Origin of the sequence: Thalassorhabdomicrobium marinisediminis (assembly GCF_003072065.1) — a bacterium.
GTDB classification, from domain to species: Bacteria; Pseudomonadota; Alphaproteobacteria; order Rhodobacterales; family Rhodobacteraceae; genus Octadecabacter; species Octadecabacter marinisediminis.
Map to the genome: position 1 here is coordinate 124362 of NZ_QCYG01000008.1, position 22010 is coordinate 146371.

22 protein-coding genes are annotated in these 22010 nt (G+C 64.7%); 4 read left to right on the plus strand and 18 right to left on the minus strand.

The window, feature by feature from the left end:
* Positions 1 to 11 precede the first annotated feature (11 nt).
* The 14 genes from DC363_RS13350 to ruvC form a co-directional block, all read right to left on the minus strand.
* Positions 12 to 1688 (minus strand): formate--tetrahydrofolate ligase, encoded by a 1677-nt coding sequence (locus tag DC363_RS13350; protein WP_108641654.1) that lies wholly within the window; start codon positions 1686 to 1688, stop codon positions 12 to 14.
* A 223-nt stretch (positions 1689 to 1911) separates the two neighbouring features.
* Complete coding sequence (gene ftsH / locus DC363_RS13355; RefSeq protein WP_108641655.1) at positions 1912 to 3822, minus strand: ATP-dependent zinc metalloprotease FtsH; 1911 nt, start codon at positions 3820 to 3822, stop codon at positions 1912 to 1914.
* An 85-nt stretch (positions 3823 to 3907) separates the two neighbouring features.
* Positions 3908 to 5068 (minus strand): tRNA lysidine(34) synthetase TilS, encoded by a 1161-nt coding sequence (gene tilS, locus DC363_RS13360; protein WP_277871189.1) that lies wholly within the window; start codon positions 5066 to 5068, stop codon positions 3908 to 3910.
* Between the two features lie 101 nt (positions 5069 to 5169).
* Positions 5170 to 5991, minus strand: coding sequence for a tol-pal system protein YbgF (ybgF, locus tag DC363_RS13365; RefSeq protein ID WP_108641657.1), 822 nt, complete (start codon positions 5989 to 5991; stop codon positions 5170 to 5172).
* Positions 5992 to 6009: 18 nt separating this feature from the next.
* Complete coding sequence (gene pal, locus DC363_RS13370; RefSeq protein ID WP_108641658.1) at positions 6010 to 6537, minus strand: peptidoglycan-associated lipoprotein Pal; 528 nt, start codon at positions 6535 to 6537, stop codon at positions 6010 to 6012.
* 100 nt (positions 6538 to 6637) lie between these two features.
* Complete coding sequence (gene tolB, locus DC363_RS13375) at positions 6638 to 7960, minus strand: Tol-Pal system beta propeller repeat protein TolB (protein ID WP_422396413.1); 1323 nt, start codon at positions 7958 to 7960, stop codon at positions 6638 to 6640.
* Between the two features lie 80 nt (positions 7961 to 8040).
* A complete protein-coding gene (locus DC363_RS13380; RefSeq protein WP_108641660.1) occupies positions 8041 to 9168 on the minus strand; it encodes a cell envelope biogenesis protein TolA in 1128 nt (375 codons plus the stop codon).
* Between the two features lie 15 nt (positions 9169 to 9183).
* Positions 9184 to 9663 carry an ExbD/TolR family protein gene (locus DC363_RS13385; protein WP_108641661.1) on the minus strand — a complete coding sequence of 160 codons (480 nt, stop codon included), beginning with the start codon at positions 9661 to 9663 and terminating at the stop codon, positions 9184 to 9186.
* 1 nt (position 9664) lies between these two features.
* Complete coding sequence (tolQ, locus tag DC363_RS13390; protein WP_196778427.1) at positions 9665 to 10333, minus strand: protein TolQ; 669 nt, start codon at positions 10331 to 10333, stop codon at positions 9665 to 9667.
* 116 nt (positions 10334 to 10449) lie between these two features.
* Positions 10450 to 10839, minus strand: a complete 390-nt coding sequence (ybgC, locus tag DC363_RS13395) for a tol-pal system-associated acyl-CoA thioesterase (RefSeq protein ID WP_108641662.1) — start codon at positions 10837 to 10839, stop codon at positions 10450 to 10452.
* On the minus strand, positions 10836 to 11462 hold the full coding sequence (locus DC363_RS13400) for a hypothetical protein (RefSeq protein ID WP_108641663.1): 627 nt from the start codon (positions 11460 to 11462) through the stop codon (positions 10836 to 10838). The genes ybgC and DC363_RS13400 overlap by 4 nt, the downstream gene beginning before the upstream one ends.
* 77 nt (positions 11463 to 11539) lie before the next feature.
* Positions 11540 to 12568 carry a Holliday junction branch migration DNA helicase RuvB gene (ruvB, locus tag DC363_RS13405; protein ID WP_196778428.1) on the minus strand — a complete coding sequence of 343 codons (1029 nt, stop codon included), beginning with the start codon at positions 12566 to 12568 and terminating at the stop codon, positions 11540 to 11542.
* Between the two features lie 30 nt (positions 12569 to 12598).
* Positions 12599 to 13270: a Holliday junction branch migration protein RuvA gene (gene ruvA, locus DC363_RS13410; protein WP_108641665.1), complete on the minus strand. Its 672-nt coding sequence runs from the start codon at positions 13268 to 13270 to the stop codon at positions 12599 to 12601.
* Positions 13267 to 13776 (minus strand): crossover junction endodeoxyribonuclease RuvC, encoded by a 510-nt coding sequence (ruvC, locus tag DC363_RS13415; protein WP_108641666.1) that lies wholly within the window; start codon positions 13774 to 13776, stop codon positions 13267 to 13269. Before ruvC ends, ruvA begins: the two co-directional genes overlap by 4 nt.
* Positions 13777 to 14092: 316 nt before the next feature.
* Here ruvC and DC363_RS13420 point away from each other — a divergent pair, with 316 nt between their 5' ends.
* A complete protein-coding gene (locus tag DC363_RS13420; RefSeq protein WP_108641667.1) occupies positions 14093 to 14290 on the plus strand; it encodes a DUF1127 domain-containing protein in 198 nt (65 codons plus the stop codon).
* Positions 14291 to 14398: 108 nt separating this feature from the next.
* Here the strand turns inward: DC363_RS13420 and DC363_RS13425 are convergent, their stop codons facing one another.
* The 4 genes from DC363_RS13425 to DC363_RS13440 all read right to left on the minus strand — a co-directional run bounded on the left by DC363_RS13425 (position 14399) and on the right by DC363_RS13440 (position 19305).
* Entirely contained in the window at positions 14399 to 14749 is a 351-nt protein-coding gene (locus DC363_RS13425) for a hypothetical protein (protein WP_108641668.1), read from the minus strand.
* A gap of 117 nt (positions 14750 to 14866) precedes the next feature.
* Positions 14867 to 15739, minus strand: coding sequence for a 50S ribosomal protein L11 methyltransferase (locus DC363_RS13430; protein ID WP_108641669.1), 873 nt, complete (start codon positions 15737 to 15739; stop codon positions 14867 to 14869).
* A gap of 3 nt (positions 15740 to 15742) precedes the next feature.
* On the minus strand, positions 15743 to 16975 hold the full coding sequence (locus DC363_RS13435) for an MFS transporter (RefSeq protein WP_108641670.1): 1233 nt from the start codon (positions 16973 to 16975) through the stop codon (positions 15743 to 15745).
* Between the two features lie 137 nt (positions 16976 to 17112).
* Complete coding sequence (locus tag DC363_RS13440; RefSeq protein WP_108641671.1) at positions 17113 to 19305, minus strand: primosomal protein N'; 2193 nt, start codon at positions 19303 to 19305, stop codon at positions 17113 to 17115.
* A 222-nt stretch (positions 19306 to 19527) separates the two neighbouring features.
* Between DC363_RS13440 and fsa the strand changes: the two genes are divergently transcribed.
* From fsa to DC363_RS13455, 3 genes are all read left to right on the plus strand, one after another.
* Entirely contained in the window at positions 19528 to 20181 is a 654-nt protein-coding gene (gene fsa / locus DC363_RS13445; protein ID WP_108641672.1) for a fructose-6-phosphate aldolase, read from the plus strand.
* A 183-nt stretch (positions 20182 to 20364) separates the two neighbouring features.
* A complete protein-coding gene (locus DC363_RS13450) occupies positions 20365 to 21072 on the plus strand; it encodes a DUF484 family protein (protein WP_108641673.1) in 708 nt (235 codons plus the stop codon).
* Entirely contained in the window at positions 21072 to 22007 is a 936-nt protein-coding gene (locus DC363_RS13455) for a tyrosine recombinase XerC (RefSeq protein ID WP_108641674.1), read from the plus strand. The genes DC363_RS13450 and DC363_RS13455 overlap by 1 nt, the downstream gene beginning before the upstream one ends.
* The last annotated feature ends 3 nt before the right edge of the window (positions 22008 to 22010 follow it).

Consider the following 22010-nt stretch of genomic DNA (forward strand, 5'->3'; position numbering starts at 1 on the left):
CGTTGCCCCGCCTAGAACAGCCCTTCGATCTGGCCGTCCTCGTTGAGGTGGATATTCTCAGCCGAGGGCACGCGGGGCAAGCCCGGCATCGTCATGATCTCACCGCAGACGACCACAATGAACCCGGCCCCGGCGGACAGGCGCACCTCGCGCACGGGAACGGAATGGCCCGTAGGCGCCCCGCGCAGGGTCGGGTCGGTCGAGAAGGAATACTGCGTCTTGGCCATGCAGACCGGCAGATGGCCGTAGCCCTGCTCTTCCCAGAGTTTCAGTTGATCGCGGATTTTCTGATCCATCAGCGCCTCATCGGCGTGATAGATGCGTTTGCAGATCGTCTGCACCTTGTCGGCGAGTGGCATCTCATCGGGGTAAAGCGGGGCAAAGGCGCTGACCCCGCTGTCGGCGATTTCGGCCACGCGGGTGGCGAGCGCTTCGGAGCCTTTCGACCCGTGCTCCCAATGTTGCGAGACGATTGCCTCCGAGCCCTGTGTTGCGACGTAGTCTTTGACGGCCTGCACCTCGGCCTCGGTGTCGGTGACGAAGTGGTTGATCGCCACCACCACCGGCACGCCGAACGATTTGAGGTTGCTGATGTGCCGGCCCAGGTTGGGGCAGCCCTGATTGACCGCCTCGACGTTTTCCGCGCCCAGATCGGCCTTGGCGACGCCGCCGTTCATTTTCATCGCCCGCACAGTCGCCACCAGCACCACACAATCCGGGGCAAGTCCGGCTTTACGGCACTTGATGTTAAGGAACTTCTCCGCCCCGAGGTCTGCGCCGAAACCCGCTTCGGTGACGACGTAATCGGCGATCTTCAGCGCCGTCGAGGTTGCGATGACCGAGTTGCACCCATGGGCGATGTTGGCGAAGGGGCCGCCGTGCACGAATGCGGGGTTGTTTTCCAGCGTCTGCACAAGGTTCGGCTGCATCGCGTCCTTCAAAAGCACGGTCATCGCGCCGTCGGCCTTGATGTCGCGGCAGAACACGGGGGTGCGGTCGCGGCGATAGGCGACGATCATGTCGCCAAGCCGTTGCTGCAGGTCCTGCAGGTCCTTGGCGAGACACAGAATCGCCATGACTTCCGAGGCGACGGTGATGTCAAACCCGGCTTCCCGCGGGAAACCGTTGGCCACACCGCCAAGGGACGCCGTGATCTGGCGCAAAGCGCGGTCGTTCATGTCCACGACGCGGCGCCAGACGACGCGGCGCACGTCGATCTCGAGCTCGTTGCCCCAATAGATGTGGTTGTCGATCATCGCGGACAGCAAGGAATGCGCGCTGGTGATCGCGTGAAAGTCACCCGTGAAGTGCAGGTTCATGTCTTCCATCGGGACGATCTGCGCATAGCCGCCCCCGGCCGCGCCGCCCTTCATGCCGAAGTTCGGCCCGAGCGAGGCTTCGCGAATACAGACGGCGGCCTTCTTGCCAATGCGGTTGAGGCCGTCCCCCAGCCCGACGGTGGTGGTCGTCTTGCCCTCGCCCGCGGGGGTGGGATTGATCGCGGTCACAAGGATCAACTTGCCGGTCTGGTTGCCCTGCACACCGTTGATGAAGGACTGGCTGACCTTCGCCTTGTCATGGCCGTAGGGCAGCAGATCATCGCTGCCGATCCCCAGTTTCGCGCCGATTTCCTGAATGGGTTTCTTTTGGGCTTCGCGCGCGATCTGGATGTCGGATTTATAGGCCATGTAGATTCTCCCTCTCGGGGCCTGTGCCCCGTTTCGTTATCGCCAACAGTAAGCACGGCCACGCGTGGGGCGCACCGCGATTGCGACACTTCCCTTCCTGAAATCGGCGGCACCGGACTTTCGCGCGGACCGTGCCGCCTGCGCGCGCCGCTGGCAAGCCTGCGACAAAGAAAAACCCCGCAGGCGTCAGCGCTGCGGGGTCTTCAGTGTCTGGCGTGGGGCCTCAGGTCGTTTCCGGCTCAAGGTCCGGGTCCTTTGGCTTGCGCGGCTTGGTCTTGGGGATCGCCGTCACCGAGGTGCCCGAGGTGGGCGGCACATCTGTGTCGCCGTCATCGTCGCGGTTCAGGGGCTCGCCCTTCATCACGCGCTTGATCTCGTCACCGGTCAGGGTCTCGTATTCCAGCAGCCCCTGCGCCAAACGCTCGAACTCTTCGTTCTTCTCGGTCAGGATTTGCATGGCGGTCTGGAAGCCCTGATCGATGAAGGCTTTCACCTCCTCCTCGATCAGCGCCTTGGTTTCCGCCGAGACAGAGAAGCCTGCGGTCTGGCCGGAATAGCCTTCGTGCGCTTCGGAATAATCGATGTTACCCACCTTGTCGGACATGCCCCAACGCATGATCATCGCGCGCGCCAACTGGCTGGCCTGCTGGATGTCACCGGCAGGGCCGTTCGACACCCGATCCTCACCGTATTTGATGACCTCGGCGGCCTTGCCGGCCATGGTCATCGCAAGCCGCTGGTGGCATTCGTCGCGGAACATGTTGAGCCGGTCCATCTCGGGCAGGGACATCACCATGCCCAGCGCACCGCCACGGGGGATGATCGTTGCCTTATAGACCGGATCACACTTGGGCAGGCTTATGCCCACGATGGCGTGGCCAGCTTCATGATAGGCGGTCATCTCCTTCTGGGCGTCGGTCATCACCATGGAGCGCCGTTCAGCCCCCATCATGACCTTGTCTTTGGCCTGTTCGAAATCGAGCATCGCCACAAAGCGCCGCCCCACCCGCGCCGCCATCAAAGCCGCTTCGTTCACGAGGTTGGCGAGGTCAGCACCGGAGAAACCGGGCGTGCCGCGGGCGATGATGCGCAGGTCCACGTCGGGGCCAAGGGGCACCTTGCGGGCGTGAACGCCAAGGATCTTCTCGCGGCCCTTGATGTCGGGGTTGGGCACGGTGACCTGACGGTCGAAGCGACCGGGGCGCAGCAGGGCGGGGTCCAGCACGTCACGCCGGTTGGTGGCGGCGACGATAATGATGCCTTCGTTGGCCTCAAACCCGTCCATCTCGACCAAAAGCTGGTTCAGCGTCTGTTCGCGCTCGTCGTTGCCGCCGCCATAGCCCGCACCACGGGCGCGGCCCACGGCGTCAATCTCGTCGATGAACAGGATACAGGGCGCATTCTTCTTGGCCTGCTCGAACATGTCGCGCACGCGGCTTGCACCGACACCGACGAACATTTCCACGAAGTCCGAGCCGGAAATGGTGAAGAAGGGCACGCCTGCCTCACCTGCGATGGCGCGGGCCAGCAGCGTCTTACCGGTGCCCGGAGGGCCCACCAGCAGCGCACCTTTGGGAATCTTGCCGCCCAGACGCGAATATTTCTGCGGGTTGCGCAGGAATTCGACGATTTCCTCAAGCTCTTCCTTAGCTTCGTCGATGCCTGCGACGTCGTCAAAGGTCACCCGGCCCGAACGCTCGGTCAGAAGCTTGGCCCGGCTCTTGCCAAAGCCCATGGCGCCGCCTTTGCCCCCGCCCTGCATGCGGTTCATGAAGTAGATCCAGACCGCGATCAGCAGCAGGAACGGCAAAAGACCGACAAGGAAGGTCGCAAGGCCCGATTGCTCCTGCGCTTCGGCTGTCAGCGCAACACCGTTGTCCAACAGCAACTCGGTCGGCTTGGCATCGCCGGGCACGACCACCTGATAGCTACGCCCGTCCGCGCCGCGATAAATCAGATTCTCGCCATCGATGCGGGCCTCGGCGACAGCCCCTGCGTCGACCGCCTGAACGAATTCGGAATAGCTCTTTTCATTGCTTGCCGGACCTGTCGCGCTGTTGCCGAACAGGTTGAACAGCGAAATCACCAGAACGAAGAGGACGACCCAGAAGGCCAGATTGCGTGCGTTGCCCAAGGCGACACTCCTTCAGTATAACGGTTGGAACGTTGCATCGGGATGCGCGTGTCCTGCTCTCTAAATAGAGGCTTGAACCCTGAGTTCAACGGGAAAGCAGGAATGAGGCATAATCCGCGACAATGCGCGCGTCGAACCCGTTCTTGAGTCCGGCGACAGGCGCGGAGATAAGCCAATCGCCCCGAAAAACCGCGGGCGACGCCATGAGCGATGCGCGCGGCAAGCCAGTCTCGCGCCAGTCGGGGACCTGCGTGATCGCCGCGCCCAAGGCGCGCACTGTGGCCTTTGTCGCAGGTGTTCCAAGAATCTGCCACCGGTTGTCCCAGACATGACCCAGCGCCACCTCATGCCCCTTCACCGCGTTGAATTCGCGGGCAATCCGCATTTCGTCCCGATCACTGGTCACGAGACAGCCCGCCAATGTATGGCTCTTGCCCTGCATCAGGGCGGTATCGAGTTCGAGAAGCGCATCGGACCGCGGCGCGTAGGCTCCGCCTCCCACGAACCGAAGTGCCGCAACCAGCAGGCGGCGCTCAATCTCTTGCGGAACGGGCGGCACGCAACGTGTCTTGATGATTACGTCGCCGCCCTCGAACCGCACGAGGCGACGGCTCTCTACTTCGGCGTAATGGTCCAACGCGCTACGGGCGGTCATCATGTTCATCCCCACAGTCTTCAGAGACTCCCGCGTGATGCCGAGGGGGGCGAGTACATCCAGAGCCTTGCGCGCCTTTGGCCGGTCGTAAGTCTCATCCTCATTGGTTGGATCGTCGACCCAGTCAACCTCGTGCCGCCGCAGATAGTCCCGCAAGTCCGCACGTTCCTGCTGCCAAAGCGGGCGGGCCCAACGAATACCCTCGCGCTCGAAATTCACATCCATCATCGAAAGGCCATCGACACCGGATTTGCGGGCCAGCCGCATCAGGAACGTCTCAGCGATGTCATCAACGGTGTGGCCCAGCAGAACCCCTGTAATCGCTCGCTCCGCCGCCCATGCGCCAATCAGCCGGTATCTTGCGCTTCGGCCCGCCGCCGCGAGATTTCCTGTCGCGGTCGTCCCGTCCCACTTCAGGGTTGTGTGCGGCACGTGCAGCGTTCTACAATATGCGGCGACCATCTGCGCCTCATCGGCAGCGGCAGGTCGCAAGCCGTGATCGACGGTCACGGCCTCGATCTTCACATCTGCGAGCCGCGCCCAGCGCCATGCAAGATGCAGCAGTGCCATGGAATCACCGCCACCGGACACCGCAACCCCGACCCGTTCAGGTCCCGAACGTCCTTTGAATGCGGTATCGATAAAATGGATCAGGCCGGCGTCGTCGCCTTCGCCGCTCAGCTTCTCTGGCGTCAGCCGCAATTCAACTTGGCCATCTCGTTCGCGGCCTCTTCGACTTCCGGTGCCGTGGGGAAGCGGGTGGACACCTCGCCCAGCGTCACGCAAGCGTCCTGCTTCTGCCCCAGCGCGCCCAGCGAAATGCCCAGCTTCGTCAGCGCGGCGGGGGCCAGCGGCCCTTCGGGGTTGCCCGAAAAGGCCGACAGATAGGACCGCGCCGCCTTTGTCACCTCACCCAGATTGTCATAAGCCTGCCCGCGCAGGAAATGCGCGTCGTTGGCTACCGGACTTCCGGGGTAGGTCTCATTGAAGGTCGCAAGGAGATCCGCGGCGCCGCGAAAGTCACCGGCGGCGAGCGCCTCCTGCGCCCGCGTGAAGTCTTCCTGCTCGGCCACCGCCATGGACGGGCCGTTGGTTACGGGGGTTTCCACGGCCGGGGCCACAGGTTCGACGTCAACGCCACCAAGGCTGGGCGTGTCGCCAAGGCTGCCGATGTCGCATCCCTCTTCCAGCTCACACAGCCGGAACTCAAGGTCGCCGATCCGGTTGGTGCCGTCGCGGGTGATCCGGGTGATCCGGAACTCGAGGTCTTCGGTCTTCGAGGTCAGCCGCGTCAGCTCTGCCTCAATGGAATTGAGCCGGTCCAGCGGCGTCGCACCGGCCACGCCCTGCCCCGCCGTGCCCGAGGCCACGAGCTCATTGCGCAGGGCGGTGACGTCGACATAAAGGCGCGTGAGCTCTTGCCGGATGTCGGCGAGGGTCTGGTCACGGTCCTGCGCGAAGGCCGCCCCTGTGGGGACGGCCAAGGCGACACAAAGTGCGAGCGTTCGAAACATGATAGGCCCCCGGCCGGCTTAGCTGACTTGCCCGATCGAGATGATCGTCACCGCGCGGCGGTTCTGGGCGTAGCAGGATTCTTCGGAACAGACCGCAAGGGGGCGTTCCTTGCCATAGGACACCGTGCGGATCCGGCTTGAGGCAACGCCCTTGGAGATCAGGTATTCCCGCACCGCGTTGGCGCGACGTGCCCCCAGCGCAAGGTTGTATTCCCGCGTGCCCTTTTCGTCGGCGTGGCCTTCGATCACCGCAAGGTAATCGGAATTGGTGCCCAGCCATCCGGCCTGACCGTCCAGCGTGGCGCGGCCCTGCGCGGTCAGCAGCGACGAATCGTTCTCGAACAGCACGCGGTCGCCGATGGTCTGGCTGAAATACTGCGGGCTGGTCGGGTTCTGCGACGGATCGAGCGCGGACTGGTTGATGCCCCCGGCCCCGGCTTGCGCGTTCAGGTCAACCGCGTCGGCACTGTCGAAACGGTCGGCGTTGGTACAGGCCCCCAGCGCAAGGGTCCCGATCACCAAAGCGGTCTTGATGAAATATGTCATGGTTGTGTCCCGATGTTCTAACATGCTCGTTTGTTGTTCTTGGTTCGATGTTAACACGCCCCCGCGCGATTGAGAAACGCGAATGCGTGATCCCCGCGCGTTAGCGTTGCAAAGGCCCCCACGACGGGTCCGATGCGCCCTGCGGGGTCGGCACGCGGCGCAGGTTGCGGCCGGTGATGTCCACTGAATAGAGCGCGGTGGTCCCGCCCGCACCTTGGGTTTCGCGGGCGAACATGATGACGCGGCCGTTGGGCGCCCAGGTGGGGCCTTCATCCAGGAAGGAAGAGGTGAGCAACCGCTCTTCGCTGCCGTCGGTGCGCATCACGCCGATGTGGAAGCGCCCGGCCTCTTGCTTGGTGAAGGCAATCAGATCACCGCGCGGCGACCAGACCGGCGTGCCATAGCGCCCGTTTCCAAAGGAAATGCGCTGCGGCTCGCCCCCGTTTGCGGGCATGACATAGAGCTGCTGGGTGCCCGACCGGTCGCTTTCGAACACGATCTGGCTGCCGTCCGGGCTGAAGCTGGGCGCGGTCTCAATAGCAGGCGTGTTGGTCAGCCGGCTGTGCTGGCCAGTCGCCAGATCGGTGCGGTAGATGTCGGTGTTGCCGCCGTTGGCCAGACTGTAGATCACCTGCCGCCCGTCCAGGCTGAAGCGGGGCGAGAAGGCCATCTCGCCCTCAACCGTGCCCAACTGCTGGCGCGTGACCGAGGCCACGTCGAGGATATTGATGCGCGGAAATCCGCTCTCGTAGCTGGTGAACAGGATCCGGTCGCCGTTCGGGCTGAACCGCGGGGCCAGCACGATGGTGCTGCTGTCGGTCAGATACTGCACGTTGGCGCCGTCGTAATCCATGATCGCCACGCGCTTGGCGCGGTCGTCCTTGGGGCCGGTCTCGGCCACGAAGACCACGCGGCTGTCGAAATAGCCCGCCTCCCCGGTGATCCGGCTATAGACCGCGTCGGCTACCTTGTGCGCCATGCGACGCCATCCGTCGGTGGTGCCCGAGAACTGCAAGCCCTCGCCCATCTCCTGCCCGCTGAACACGTCGTAAAGCCGGAACTTGACCGTCACGGTCGCACCGTTGACCGCCACGGCCCCGGTCACAAGCGCTTGCGCATTGATCGCGCGCCAGTCGGCAAAGGCGACGGGGCTTGCGAACCCGGACGGCGTCGAGATGAACGAGGTCGCGGGGATCTGCCGGAACAGCCCCGTCCCGGTGAGGTCTTCGGCCACGACCCGGCTGATGTCGGCGGCCATCTGTTCGGAGCCTGCGACCTCGGCCTCGAACTGCGGCAGGGCGAAGGGCAAAGCCTCGATCACGCCGTCGCGCAGGGTCAGGCGCAAAGGCTCTTGCGCTGTGGCAGGCCCGGTGAATGCGAAAGCCATCATTGCGGCGGCGAGAAAGGTCAGGAATCGTATCATCATAGCGCGTATACTCACTGAATTGTCCCGATCTTCAACGGGAAGAATGGTGTTCGGCGTATCACTGCCTGCCGTTTTCGTCATCTTTGCCGCATCGCGGTGGGGTCCACGGTCAGTTCAACGTATTGCCATAAGTTGTATTGCTCACGTGGAAGATCGTATCCGTCTGATGTGCAGCGAATTATTGCGCGGCGAGCTGCGTCAAATGCAATTTGTGCATCTGCTGCTGTCCCATCCGTGAAGCTTACGAGATCGAAGGAGTCAGACACTGGTTTGGCGTCCGGCGTCATACTGAACGACATTACAATGATGGTATTTTGAGCACCCGTGGACGCAGCGCCGAGATTCCAACACCTGCCGATCTGCCGCAGGAAGCCCGCCTTGTCGCCCTCGGACAACTGCCCGCCCGACACGCCGGGGGTCGGCGTGGGCGCGGGGTCCGGTTCGGACGCGGCCGTGTCGTTCGCCACGGCTTCAGCCAAAGCGGCGGCGACCGGATCGACCACCTCTTCCGTTGGGGCCTCGACTGCGGGGGCCGGACGGTTGGGCCGCGTCTGCGGCCGGCGCGAGATTTCCGGCGCGAAAGCGGGGTCCTCCGCTTCGGTCACGATCTCGTCGGCGGCCGCTTCGGGGGCGGTGGTTTCCTCCTCCGGCTCGACAACCTCCTCCTCGACGGGGGCCTCGGGCTGCTCGGTCGCGGCCTCGGCCACCTCGGGCGCAACGGTCGCGTCCGGCTCAGGGGCTTCGATGATCTCGGGTGCGACGCGCGGGGCCGGGCGGGGCACGGGGCGCGCGCTCGTGCCCAGCTCGGCCGAGGGCGGCGGGGTGATGATCTGGGGCGTCTGCGGCACGTCTGGCGGCGCATCGGTGACCACCGTCTCAGGCACGGTCAGATCCGGCGCTTCGGGCGGCGTTTCCGCGACCGGCGCTTCCACCGGCGCGGGCGCCTCGACCACCTGCGGCGGCTCGGCGGCCGGTTCGGGCGCGGGCGGCGTATCTTCCACGGGGGGCTGCTCGGGGGCCTGCGGCGCGTCGGGCGGCAACTCGGGCTGCACGCCTTGTGTCATCGCGGCGAAATCCTCACCCGAGACGACCGAGACCTCGGTGATCTCGAAGGGCAAAGGATCAACGGACATGCCCCAGCCCGCGACCATCCAGATCAACAGGGCTGCATGTCCGACGCCAGAAAGATAGGTGCCAACGCTCATGCGTGTCTGCCCGCCTTAATTGCCCGGCCCGCCGTCCAACGTCGGCCCGCCGATGTCGGTCACAAGGCCGATGTTGTTGAAGCCCGCCGCGTTCAGCGCGCCCATGACCTGCGCCACCTCGTTCCAGGCGTTCACACCGTCCGCGCGCAGGAATATCTGATCGCTGTCCCGCTCTTGCGAGATAGCGCGCAGACGCGTCACCAGTTCGGCGCGCGCGACCTCGGTCTCCTGAATGAAAATCCCGCCCTCGGCGTTCAGCGTCACGGTCAACGGCTCTTCCTGCGGGGTCGGCAGCGGGTTCGCCGCGGTCTCGGGCGTTTGCACCGGAACGCCCACCACCGACAGGGGGGCCGCGACCATGAAGATGATCAACAGCACCAGCATCACGTCGACAAAGGGGGTGACGTTGATTTCCGCCATGGGACGGCTGCGCCGGGACCGCCGCCGTGCGCGACGTCCGCCCCCTTCGTCCTTTTGCACCACGCCCGCGCCCATCTCAGCTGTCCAACTGGCGGCTGAGGATGGTGGCGAATTCGTCGGCGAAGGCCTCATAGCCGCTGACGATCCGGTCCGCGTCGGCGCTCAGCTTGTTGTAATAGATCACCGCCGGAATCGCGGCGAGAAGGCCCAGACCGGTGGCCAGAAGCGCCTCGGCGATGCCCGGGGCCACAACGGCAAGGTTGGTGTTCTGCTGCTCGGCGATTTCGATGAATGAATTCATGATGCCGATCACGGTGCCGAAGAGACCAATGAACGGCGCGGAGGAGCCGACCGTAGCAAGCACGGTCAATCCGCGTTGCAACCGCTCGGTCTCTTTCGCGATGGCCACGTCCATGCTGCGGTCGATCCGCGCCGTGGCCCCCGCGATCAGTCCCCCGTCCTGCCGGTGCGAGCGGCGCCACTCCAGCATCCCTGCGGCGAAAATCTTCTCGGACTGGCCCCGCGGCGAGGCGCCGATCCGGTCGAACAGCTCATCCAGCGGGTTGCCGGACCAGAAAGCCTCATCAAAGACCCGCGCTTCGGCCCGCGCCTTGCGATACTGGATCCACTTGTCGATGATCACGGCCCAACTCCACAGCGACGCGATGATCAGGATAATCATGACGATTTTTACGGTGACGGTGGCGCGCGCGAACAGCGCCCACAACGTGAAGTCTTCTACCATCTTTAGTGCCTGCTCTGCTTTGGGGCCGATTTTGACCTCTGATTGCGATCAGATGTAACGCAGGCTTGGCACAATTGCCAACAAAACGCACATCACAGGGTCCTGAGGCCGCAGACTCAGTGCAGATTTCGGCGAAATGCCGCCGGAAGGCGGGCGGGCGCGCCGCTCTCGCCGATGGCAACAATGGTCACGGTGGCGCTGAACAAGACCTCACCGTTCCGCTGCACGGATTGGGTCAGGACCAGCCGCGCGCCGGTCACCGTCTCGACCCCGGTCTCGACCACCAACTCGTCGTCATAGCGGGCAGGCGCGTGGTAATCCGCCTCCACCCGGCGTACGGCAAACACCACGCCATCGTCGCGCTTCATCGCCGCCTGATCGACGCCCAACTCGCGCACCCATTCGCTGCGCGCCCGCTCGATGAACTTGAGGTAATTGGCATAGTATACGATCCCCGCAAGGTCCGTATCCTCGTAATAGACCCGCAGGCCGAACCGGTGCGTCATGCCCTGCCCCCCAGCCGTGCTGCCAGCCGCAGGGCGTGGCTTGCGTCCTGCGCCACGGCGGGCAACACCGGATCGTAGACCGCGCGGATCACATCGGCGACCTCGGGCCGCAGCACTGCCTTGTCTCCGGCCATGGCCAAAGGCGAGGTCTGGTTGAACGCCACGTCGGACCACAGCACGATGGATTGCACCGCCTGCCCCAGCGCCAAGGCATCGGCGGGCACGGCCTCAAGCGCGGCGTCCATCCGCAGGAAAATGAAACAGGCCTTGATTGCGCCGGACTCATCAAACCGGAAAATCCGGTATTGGTTGGCATCGGCCCTTATCAACCGCCCGACCAGCTCGGGCAATTCGGGCACCAGCCGGTCAAGGTCCTTCACGGCGGCCAGCTCATCCCAGTCGCGGCAGAAAAACATCATCACGTTGACGCCCAGCTCCGGGTCGGTCTCGGCCATCTGGTGCCCGGCCAGCAGGCAGACCGCCTCGAACGCGCCCTTGAGCAGGGCCACAGTGTCATCCTCGACCCCGAAGACGACGGGCACGATGGGGCGCCCCCAACGGGCGCACAGGTAGCTGCCGTCGGCACGGGTGAACAGCGGTTCGATCTCGGTCACATTCATCATCGCCCCTAGATACCCCGCAAGCCCGCAGGCTCAAGCCCCCTCTTCATCTGACCCCATAAACTCGCCCCGCAGGGCCGCTATCGGTCAAAGAGATCGTTTTGCCCCTTGGGCGGTGCCAGTCCCAAATGCGTCCATGCCTTTTGCGCCAACATCCGCCCGCGGGGCGTGCGCTGGATCAATCCCTGTTGCAGCAGATAGGGTTCGATCACCTCTTCCAGTGCATCGCGGGACTCCGATAGCGCCGCCGACAGCGTTTCGATCCCCACCGGGCCGCCCTGATAATTCTCGGCGATCAGCCGCAGATAGCGCCGGTCCGCGCCGTCAAGCCCCAGATGATCCACCCCCAACCGGGTCAGGGCGCGATCGGCGATCTCCTGTGTGACCGTGCCGTCCCCCTCGACGATGGCGAAATCCACCACCCGCCGCAGCAGACGGCCCGCGATGCGCGGCGTGCCGCGAGCGCGTTTGGCGATCTCTTGCGCGCCGTTCTCGGTTGCCGGCGCCCCCATGAGCCGCGCGCCACGGGTGACGATTTCGTGCAGCTCGGCGGTGGTATAGAACTGCAACCGCGTGGGGATGCCGAAACGGTCGCGCAGGGGCGTGGTGAGCAGGCCCATCCGCGTCGTTGCGCCAATCAAGGTGAAAGGCTGCAATTCGATCCGCACGGTCCGCGCCGCCGGCCCCTCTCCGATCACCAGATCGAGTTCGAAATCCTCCAACGCGGGATAGAGCACCTCCTCGACCGCCGGATTGAGGCGGTGGATCTCGTCGATGAAAAGCACGTCCCGCGCCTCAAGGTTGGTCAGGATCGCTGCAAGATCCCCCGCTTTCGCCAGCACAGGTCCGGAGGTCATGCGGAACCCGACGCCCAATTCCCGTGCCATGATCTGCGCCAATGTGGTTTTGCCCAGACCGGGGGGGCCGTGGAACAGGGTGTGGTCCATAGCCTCGCCCCGGCGCTTGGCGCTTTCGATGAACACCTTCAGGTTGGCGCGGGCCTCCGCCTGGCCGATGAACTCGTCCAGCACCTGCGGGCGCAGGGCGCGGTCCCCCTCGTGGGTGGCATCCTCGGCCTGACGCTGGGGTTGCAAAGACGGCTCATCCATATCGGTTATCCTTGTGGGGGCCTGTCACCCCTACCCCTTGGGCGCCAGCAGCTTCAAGGCCGCGCGGATCAGCGTCGCCGTATCGGCATCCGGCGCGGCCCCTGCGGCCTGCGCCACGGCGCTTGCGGCATCGGACGGCCCGTAGCCCAGATTGCCCAGCGCCGAGAGCGCTTCGGATTGCGCGGCACCGTCCGCCGCAGCGGGTGCTGCGACGGTCTCGATCACAGCGTCATCCTGCGCGTCTGCGGGGGCTACGGCCCCGCCGCCCGCCGCAGGCGCCGTTCCCGCCAGCGCCATGACGCTGTGCGCTTTGTCCTTGAGATCAAGAATGACCTTCTTGGCGGTCTTTGGCCCCACGCCCTTCGCCGTCGCCACCGCCGCCCAGTCCCCCAAGGCAATCGCGCGGCTCACACCGTCGGCGCCCAAGGCGCCCAGAATGGCCAGCGACGCCTTGGCCCCGATCCCCTGCACCGACATCAGCAGGCGGTGCCATTCCTTTTCCACAAGGGTCGAGAAGCCGAAAAGCTGCAACAGATCCTCGCGCACCAGAAGGTCGGTATAAAGCGCTACTGCCTCGCCCACGCCGGGCAGGGTCGCCATGACCCGGTCGCTGACATAAACGACGTAGCCCACACCCCGCACGTCAATCAGCACGTGATCGGTCGCGCGATATTCCAGCCGTCCGGCGATGCGCCCGATCATGCGGCACCTGCGCGACGGGCGGCGGCGGTGACGCGGCCCGCGGTCTGGGCGTGATGGGCGTGACAGATGGCAATCGCCAGGGCATCCGCCGCATCCGGTCCGGCCAGTTCAACCCCCGGCAGTTGCAGCTTCACCATATGCGCGATCTGCGCCTTGTCCGCATGGCCCACCCCGACCACGGCCTTTTTCACCGCGTTGGGCGCGTATTCCCCGACGGCGAGCCCCGCCTGCGCCGGAACCAGCATCGCGATCCCCCGCGCCTGCCCCAGCTTCAGCGTCGCCGCCCCGTTGGTGTTCACGAACGTTTGCTCCACCGCCGCCGCATCGGGCGCATAGGTTGCCACGATATCGGTCAGCGCGACATGCAGGGCCATCAGGCGGCTGGCAAGCGGCCCCGATCCCGACGTGCAAACGCCATTCGCGACATGGGACAGCCGCGATCCGTCAATGCGAATCACGCCCCAGCCCATGCATCGCAACCCCGGATCAATGCCCAAAACCCGCATCACTGCCCCTTTTTTCTCAGTCTTGATCACAGGCCTAGCACAAAAGGCGAACACCCGCCTAGCCCCTTGTCGCAGCCCCCTCGCGCGACAGGCCTCAAAGATGGGTCGTTTCCGACCTCGCCTCGTTCGTTCGCGACACTTTCAGGGCCAAAATTTTAACTTTTCTTTCAGCCCCTTAGCCCGCCTCACCGTTATGCAGAAACCGCATATCACCCATGCTTAAATTGATCTGGTTCAAACGCGATCTCGGGCCTAACTGCGCCTCAGAACGACATCCCCTCCACCGGCGCCCGCCCCGTTTTCAGGAGTTATCCCAATGGCCGCCATCGACATCCGCACCGCAACCGCAAAATCCGGTTTCTCCCTCTCCAACCTGATCGGCATGATCGCCGCCTGGAACGACGCCCGCCTGACCCGTCGCGCGCTGTCGAGCCTCACGGCCCGCGAGCTCGACGATATCGGCCTTGTGCGTGCCGACATCGACGCCATTGTGAACGGCCAGCTTATCCGCTGACCGATCCGCGGCCGCGCGCCGGCCGCGTGAAACAACAAGATACAACAAGGCCGCGTCCCATCGGGCGCGGCCTTTTCATGTCCGGGATTGTCCGTGCGAGCAAAGGTGTCAGGGCCGGAACACCGTCCGCGCCAGATAGGCCCCGACCGCAACGGTCACCGGGTCTTCCTGCATGACCACGGCGCCGGCCCGCTCAAGCAACATGCCCTCCCGCAGCCCCGCCACGCGGTCGCCGTAAGCCTCGGCCCCGAGTTCGGCAAACAGCAACGCCTTGAACGCCAGCAGCAGGCCAACCACGATCATGGCCCCTTTGACCGGAAAGCGGGGTCGGATCAGTCGCGGGCGCGACCGGATCAACCCGTCACGGCCAACACGGTGGACGACACCATTGCGGCGCATCCGTTCATGGGTCCGCACGACGCGAACCAGTCGTTTGTTGAAAGAAGCATCCATCGCCATCAAGCAGCCTATTGTCATCCGGCCCCCACCGAACGGGTGCCAGAGTCAGGCCGAAATGTGGCGAAAGTGTGGCGGATCGCTCAAATGCCTGTAAAAACCGCCTCAAATGTGGTTTCTTTATGAAACGCGCCGCAAGGTCAGGGTCGACCAGTCACCAATCCGGTCGTGGTGCAGCAGATTGTATCCAGCTTCGGCATAAACCGCCACAATCTCCTCGGCCTGTTCGTTCAGAAGACCGGACAGAATCGCGATGCCTTGCGGTTTGGAATGCGCCGCAAGATCAGGGGCAAGCGTGATCAGCGGCCCTTTGAGGATGTTGGCAAAGATCAGATCAAACGGCGCCGCTTGCGCCAGTGCCGGAGCGTCGAATCCGGCGGCGGTGACACAGGTGACGGCCCCGGTCATGTCATTCGCCGCCAGATTGGCCAGCGCCACGTCGACAGCCACAGGGTCGATGTCGCTGGCGATCACGTTCGGCGCACCTGCCTTCGCAGCGGCCATCCCCAGCACCGCCGTGCCACAGCCGATGTCGGCGACGTCGGCAAACTGCGCGCCATCAGCCAGCAGCCGGTCCAGGGCCTTCAGGCAGCCCAGCGTCGTCCCGTGGTGCCCCGTCCCGAAGGCCATGGCCGCATCGATCAGCAGGCCAATGCGATCGGCGGGCAGTTGCTCGGCATCATGGCTGCCATAGACAAAGAACCGCCCCGCCTCGACCGGGGGCAATTCGCGCTTCACATGGGCGACCCAGTCGGTCTCGGGCACTTCGCTGACCACGAACGACCGCGCGCCGAAGGTGGCCGCGAGAAGCGCCAGCGCAACCTCGTCCGGCGCACCTTCGAAATAGCCGCCAACCTCCCACAATCCGCTGTCATCCTCCACCTCGAAGACGCCGACCCCGGTCGGTGCGGGCTGCATCTCTTCCATGGCGGCGCCCAGCGCATCCGCTGCTGGCTTGCCGGTCAGGGTGGTCAGGGCCGTAAAGGTCGTCATGGGTTACTCCGCAGGTTGGGCGCGCCGCAGGTGCGCGAATATGGTCTCGTTCCCGGCTTCGGGGTGGCGCGGGATCATCAACGCCAGCGTCAGCGACACCAGCGCCATGCCCGCCGCCGCCAGAAACACCAACCCCGGAGAGGTCAGCCACAAATACCCCAGCAGCGCCGGCAGAAAGACCGCCGCGATGTGGTTGATCGTAAAGGCCACCGCCGCCGTGGGCGCGATGTCACCGGGGTCGGCGATTTTCTGGAAATAGGTCTTGAGCGCCAGCGCCAAGCTGAAAAAGATGTGGTTGAACACGTAAAGCGCCGCCGCCAGCACCACGCCCCAGCCGAAGTAATACAGCCCGCCATACAGAAAGAAAATCGCCGCCAGCCCGATATATTCGAACACCAGCGCGTTGCGCTCTCCGAACACGCCGACCGCCCGCCCGACAAGGGGGGCCGAGACCATGTTGGCGATCAGGGTGATCAGGAACAGCGCGGTGATCTCGTGCACTGCAAAGCCGAACTTCTCGACCATCATGAAGCCCGCGAAGACCACAAAGATCTGCCGCCGCGCGCCGGACATGAACTGCAAGGCGTAATACAACCAGTAGCGCCGCCGCAGCACGAAGGATTTCAGCTGCGGATTGGGGCTTTCGAACTGGGGATAGGCAAACAGGCAGAACACCGCGACCGCAGCGGTCAACCCGCCGGAGACCCAATAAACCACCGAATAGGACAGGCCCAGCGCCTCCCACGTCAGCACGATCAGCACATAGGCCAGAAAGGTCGCCCCCGATCCGGCGGCGATGATCCAGCCCAGCGTCTGCGGCGCGCGCTGCTTGTCGAGCCATTGCAGCTGCAGCGACTGGTTCACCGTCTCGTAATAATGGAACCCGATGGAACTGAGCATGGTGATCGTAAGGATGCCGCCCAGACTGGGAAACTGCGCGGTCAGCGCGGTCGCAACCCCCAGCAGACACAGGGCCACCAGCCCCAGCACCTGTTCGCGGAACAGCATCAACAGAACGATGACGCCAATGGCGAAAAAGCCCGGAATCTCGCGCACCGTATGCAGCCAGCCAATGTCGGACCCGTCGAACTCCGCCACTTCAATCACGAAGTTGTTGAGCAGCGCCGACCATGTGGCAAAGGCCACCGGCATCGCGGCGGCCATCAGAAACAGCAACGCCACGGGGCGGCGCCACCGCGGCAGGCTCTGCGCCTCGGAAAGGGTCATGGTTTTCATGCCATGGCTTTACGCCCGCCCGGCGGATTTGTCGAACCCGCAATTGCCCGTCCGCGCCTCACCCTTTGCCCGCTCATCTTTGCTTCACAAATATCCCGGGGAGTCCGAAGGACGGGGCAGAGCCCCATTTACGTCCGTCAATAGAAACTCTGCGGATCAATATCGATTGCCATCCGCAGATCCCCGCGCAGCTTGAACTGCTTGGCCCAGGCCGCAAGCGCCTGTTGCAGCGGCACGCCTTTCTCGGCCTTCACCAGCAAGCGCACCCTGTGCCGCCCCCGAATCCTTGCAATGGGCGCGGGGGCGGGTCCGAAGACCTGCGCGCCAATCTGGCGCAAGGGGCCGTCCTGTCGCGCCATGGCGGTGCCCAGATCGAAGACCTCTTGCACGTTGGGGCTGCTCAGCACGATCCCCGCCATCCGGCCATAGGGCGGCACGCCCGCGGCCCGACGCTCGCCGGCTTCGGCGGCCCAGAAAGCCTCTTCATCGCCGCCCAGAATGGCGCGAATGACGGGGTGCTCCGGCTGGAAGGTCTGCAACACAGCCTCGCCCGCCGCTTCGGCCCGTCCGGCCCGCCCCGCGACCTGCCGCATCAACTGAAACGTGCGCTCGGCTGCGCGCAGGTCCGAGCCCTGCAACCCCAGATCGGCGTCGATCACCCCCACAAGCGTCAACTTGGGGAAATTGTGCCCCTTGGCCACCAGCTGGGTGCCGACGATCACATCCGCATCGCCCCGGGCGATCGCCTCGATATGCTCTTTCAACGCCCGCGCCGAGCCATAAAGGTCCGACGATAGAACCGCGATCTTCGCCTGCGGAAACAGGGCCTGCGCCTCTTCCGCCATACGCTCGACACCCGGACCCACGGGGGCCAGCTTGTCCTCGACCTCGCACGAGGGGCAGACCGTCGGCATCGGTTTCGTCTCGCCGCACTGGTGGCACATCAGACGCTTGAGGAACCGGTGCTCCACCATCGTCGAATCGCAGTCGTCGCAGCCGATCTGGTGGCCGCAAGCCCGACAGATCGTCACCGGCGCATAGCCGCGCCGATTGAGGAACAGCAGCGATTGCTCGCCCCGCTCCAGCCGCGCCTGCACCTTGGCCTGCAAACTCGGAGAGACCCAGCGACTGCCCGGCAAATCCTCACTGCGCATGTCGATGGCGGTCATCTCGGGCAGCACCGCCGCCCCATAGCGCGAGGTGAGCGTCACCCGCCGGTATTTGCCCGCCTCCACATTGGCCCAGCTTTCCAGCGAAGGCGTGGCGCTGGCCAGCACCACCTGCGCGCTGTTGAGCGAGGCCCGCAACACCGCCATGTCGCGCGCGTTGTAAAGCACGCCGTCCTCTTGCTTGTAAGACGTGTCGTGTTCTTCATCGACGACGATCAGCCCCAGATCGCGGAACGGCAGGAACAGCGCCGAGCGCGCGCCGACGATCAGCTGCGCCTCGCCCTGCCCCACCATTTTCCAGCAGCGGCGCCGCTCGGTCATGGTGACACCGCTGTGCCATTCCGCAGGCTTGTGGCCGAAGCGCGCCTCGACCCGTGTGATGAACTCAGAGGTGAGCGCGATTTCCGGCAAAAGCACCAGCGCCTGCCGCCCTTGGCGCAGACATTCGGCCACCGCTTCAAGATAGACCTCGGTCTTGCCCGACCCGGTGACACCCTTGAGCAGGGTCGTGCCGTAGCGCCCCGAGCGCACCGCATCGCGCAACACCTGCGCACCGGCCTGCTGATCCTCGGTCAGCTCTTTGCTGCCATACTCCGGATCAAGGCGGGGATAGGGCAGATCGCGGGGGCTGTCCTCCTCGCTCACCGCGCCAAGCTTCACGAGGCCCTTGACCACTGAAGGCGTCACCCCCGCCATCTCGGCCACCTCTTTCAAGGTGAACGCAAGGCCGCCATAGTCGCGCAGCACCTCAAGCACCTTGCGCCGCGCGTCGGTCATTCGCTCGGGCTCGGCGGTGCCCAGACGGTAAACCTTGCGCATCGACGGGGCGTCGCCCAGCCCCGGCGCACGGGTGGCCAACCGCAGCATCGCAGACATCGGGGTCAGCGTGTAATCGGCCGCTTTGGTCAGAAACTGGCGCATCTCGTCGGCCATGGGCACCACGTCCAGCACCCGGTTGACCGCGCGCACCTTGGAGATGTCCCAATCCCCCCGGCCCGGCCCCCAGACCACGCCCAACACCTTGCGCGGCCCCAAGGGAACCTCGACAAACGCCCCAAGCCAGCAGCCACCCTCGGGGGCCTTGTAGTCCAGCACCCGGTCCAGCGGCTGGGTGGTCAACACGCCCACCAGTGCGCCTTCGTCGAAAAACTCCTGCGTCACGCCCGCACCACCCCGGCCGCGCCGCCCGGGCGGGCCGCCCGCACCGGCTTGAAATCGTCTCTAGACCTGCTGCTCATACCCACAATCATTCCACCGGATCCGCGGCCTCGTTTCTGACCGGCACATTAGACACCTGCCACGGGCGCGGCACAACCGGCCCTTTCCGCGCCCTCTGCGATAGGATATGGCTACGGCAAACGCATTTAACACCGGAGCGCTGCCATGAAATTCTTCGTAGATTCCGCCGAAATCGACGCCATCACCGAGCTTAACGAACTGGGCATGGTGGACGGCGTGACAACCAACCCCTCGCTCATCGCCAAGTCCGGCCGTGATATTCTTGAGGTCACCAAGGAGATTTGCGATCTCGTCGACGGCCCCGTCTCGGCCGAGGTGATCGCGCTTGAGGCCGACGCCATGATCGAAGAGGGCCGCAAGCTGGCCAAGATCGCCGACAACATCGCCGTCAAGGTGCCGCTGACCTGGGACGGGCTGAAGGCCTGCAAGGTGCTGTCCAACGACGGGCACATGGTCAACGTGACGTTGTGTTTCTCGGCCAATCAGGCGCTGCTGGCCGCGAAGGCCGGGGCGACCTTCATTTCGCCCTTCATCGGGCGGCTCGACGATCTCAACCTCGACGGGCTTGAGGTGATCGAGGATATCCGCACGATCTATGACAACTACGGCTTCGACACGCAGGTTCTTGCCGCCTCGATCCGCAGCGCCAACCACATGAGCGAATGTGCCAAGATCGGCGCTGACGTGGCCACCGCGCCGCCCCATGTCATTAAGGCGATGGCCAACCACGTGCTGACCGACAAGGGGCTGGATGCCTTTGTGAAGGACGCGCAGAAAGCCAACATCAAGATCGTCTGACCCGATGCGGTGGGGGGCCAGCCCCCCCGCCGGATGCCTCCGGCGTCCCCCCGAGGTATTTGCGAACCAAAGAAGCGGGGCGGGGTGCGAAGCGGCAACACTTTGTGATTGCGCCAGATTGCACTGGCCGCACCCGCGCGGGGTCTGTTACACCCTTGGCCAATCAACAAGAACGAGCCGAGTATGAGTAGTGACGCCCTGTTGACCGAAGCGCTGCGGTCGAAAATCCTGTCCGATCCGGACGCCATTCTTGAAGATCAGGACCTGATGCGGGCGCTGGTGGCAGCGAACGAGAAATCGTTGGGCGGCAATATCGTCGATTTGCGTGGCATCGCGATGGAGCGGCTGGAATCCCGGCTAGACCGGCTTGAGGACACCCATCGCAACGTTATTGCCGCCGCTTACGAGAATCTCGCCGGAACCAATCAAGTTCACCGCGCGATCCTGCGGATGATGGATGCGGGCAAGTTCGAGAGCTTCCTGCGCGATCTGCGCGGCGACGTGGCGGATATTCTGCGGGTGGATGCGGTGCGGCTTATTCTGGAATCCTCGAGCGGGGAGGCCGATCCGGCCATCGCCCGGCTGAGCGACGTGCTGTCGATCGCGGAACCCGGCTTCGTGCGCAACTACATCACCCACGGCCGTTCGGCACCTGCGCGGCAGGTGACATTGCGTCAGGTCAAGACCGACGACACCGCGATTTTTGGCGAAAAGGCCGCCTATATCCGCTCGGAAGCCTGTTTGCAGCTCAACCTTGGTGAGGGGCGCCTGCCCGGGATGCTGATCCTTGGCGCCGAAGACCCGCACCAGTTCACCCCGCAACAGGGCACCGATCTTCTGACCTTTTTCGCCGGCGTGTTCGAACGGGTCATGCGCCACTGGCTGAGCTGATGGTCTCGGCCGCGCTGAGCGAGGCTTTGGGCGAATGGCTGGAGCAGCAGCGCAGCCTGAACGGTGCGGCCGAGAACACCCTGAGCGCCTATCAGACGGACGTTCTGGGGTTTCTTGGCTTCATGACGCAGCACAACGGGGCGGCGCAGGGCCTGGGGCCGGTCTCGCGCATCACGGTGTCGGACATGCGGTCGTGGATGGCCCATGAGCGCGCGCGTGGCGTGGCGGCGCGGTCGCTGGCGCGGTCCCTCTCGGCGGTGAAATCCTTCTATCGCTGGCTGGCCGAGCGCGAAGGGTTCGAGCCTACGGCGGTCCTCACCACCCGGTCGCCGAAGTTTCAAAAGAAGCTGCCCCGCCCGCTGGCGGTGGATGCGGCCCGCGCGATGATCGACACGGTCGAGATGCAGGCCCGCGCGCCGTGGATCGCCCTGCGGGATGTGGCGGTCGTGACACTGCTTTATGGCTGCGGGCTGCGTATCTCCGAAGCGCTGGGCCTGACCGGGGCCGACGTCCCCCTGCCCGAGACCTTGCGGATCCGCGGCAAGGGCGGCAAGGAGCGTTTGGTGCCGGTGATCCCGGCGGCACGCAGCGCGGTCAGTGCCTATTTGCGGGCCTGTCCCTATCCGGCGGAACCGGAGGCGCCGGTGTTTCGGGGCGCGCGCGGCGGGCCGCTTTACCCCAAGGCGATCCAGTCGGTCATGGCGCAAGCCCGGATGCAGCTTGGCCTGCCCGCCACCGCCACGCCCCATGCCCTGCGCCACAGTTTCGCGACCCATCTGCTGAACGCGGGCGGTGATTTGCGTTCGATTCAAGAGCTTCTGGGCCATGCGTCGCTGTCCACCACGCAGGCCTATACGGCTGTGGACACCGCACGGCTGATGGAGGTTTACGACAAGGCGCACCCCAAGGCCGCCGGTGCCCGGTCCGATCCGTGAATT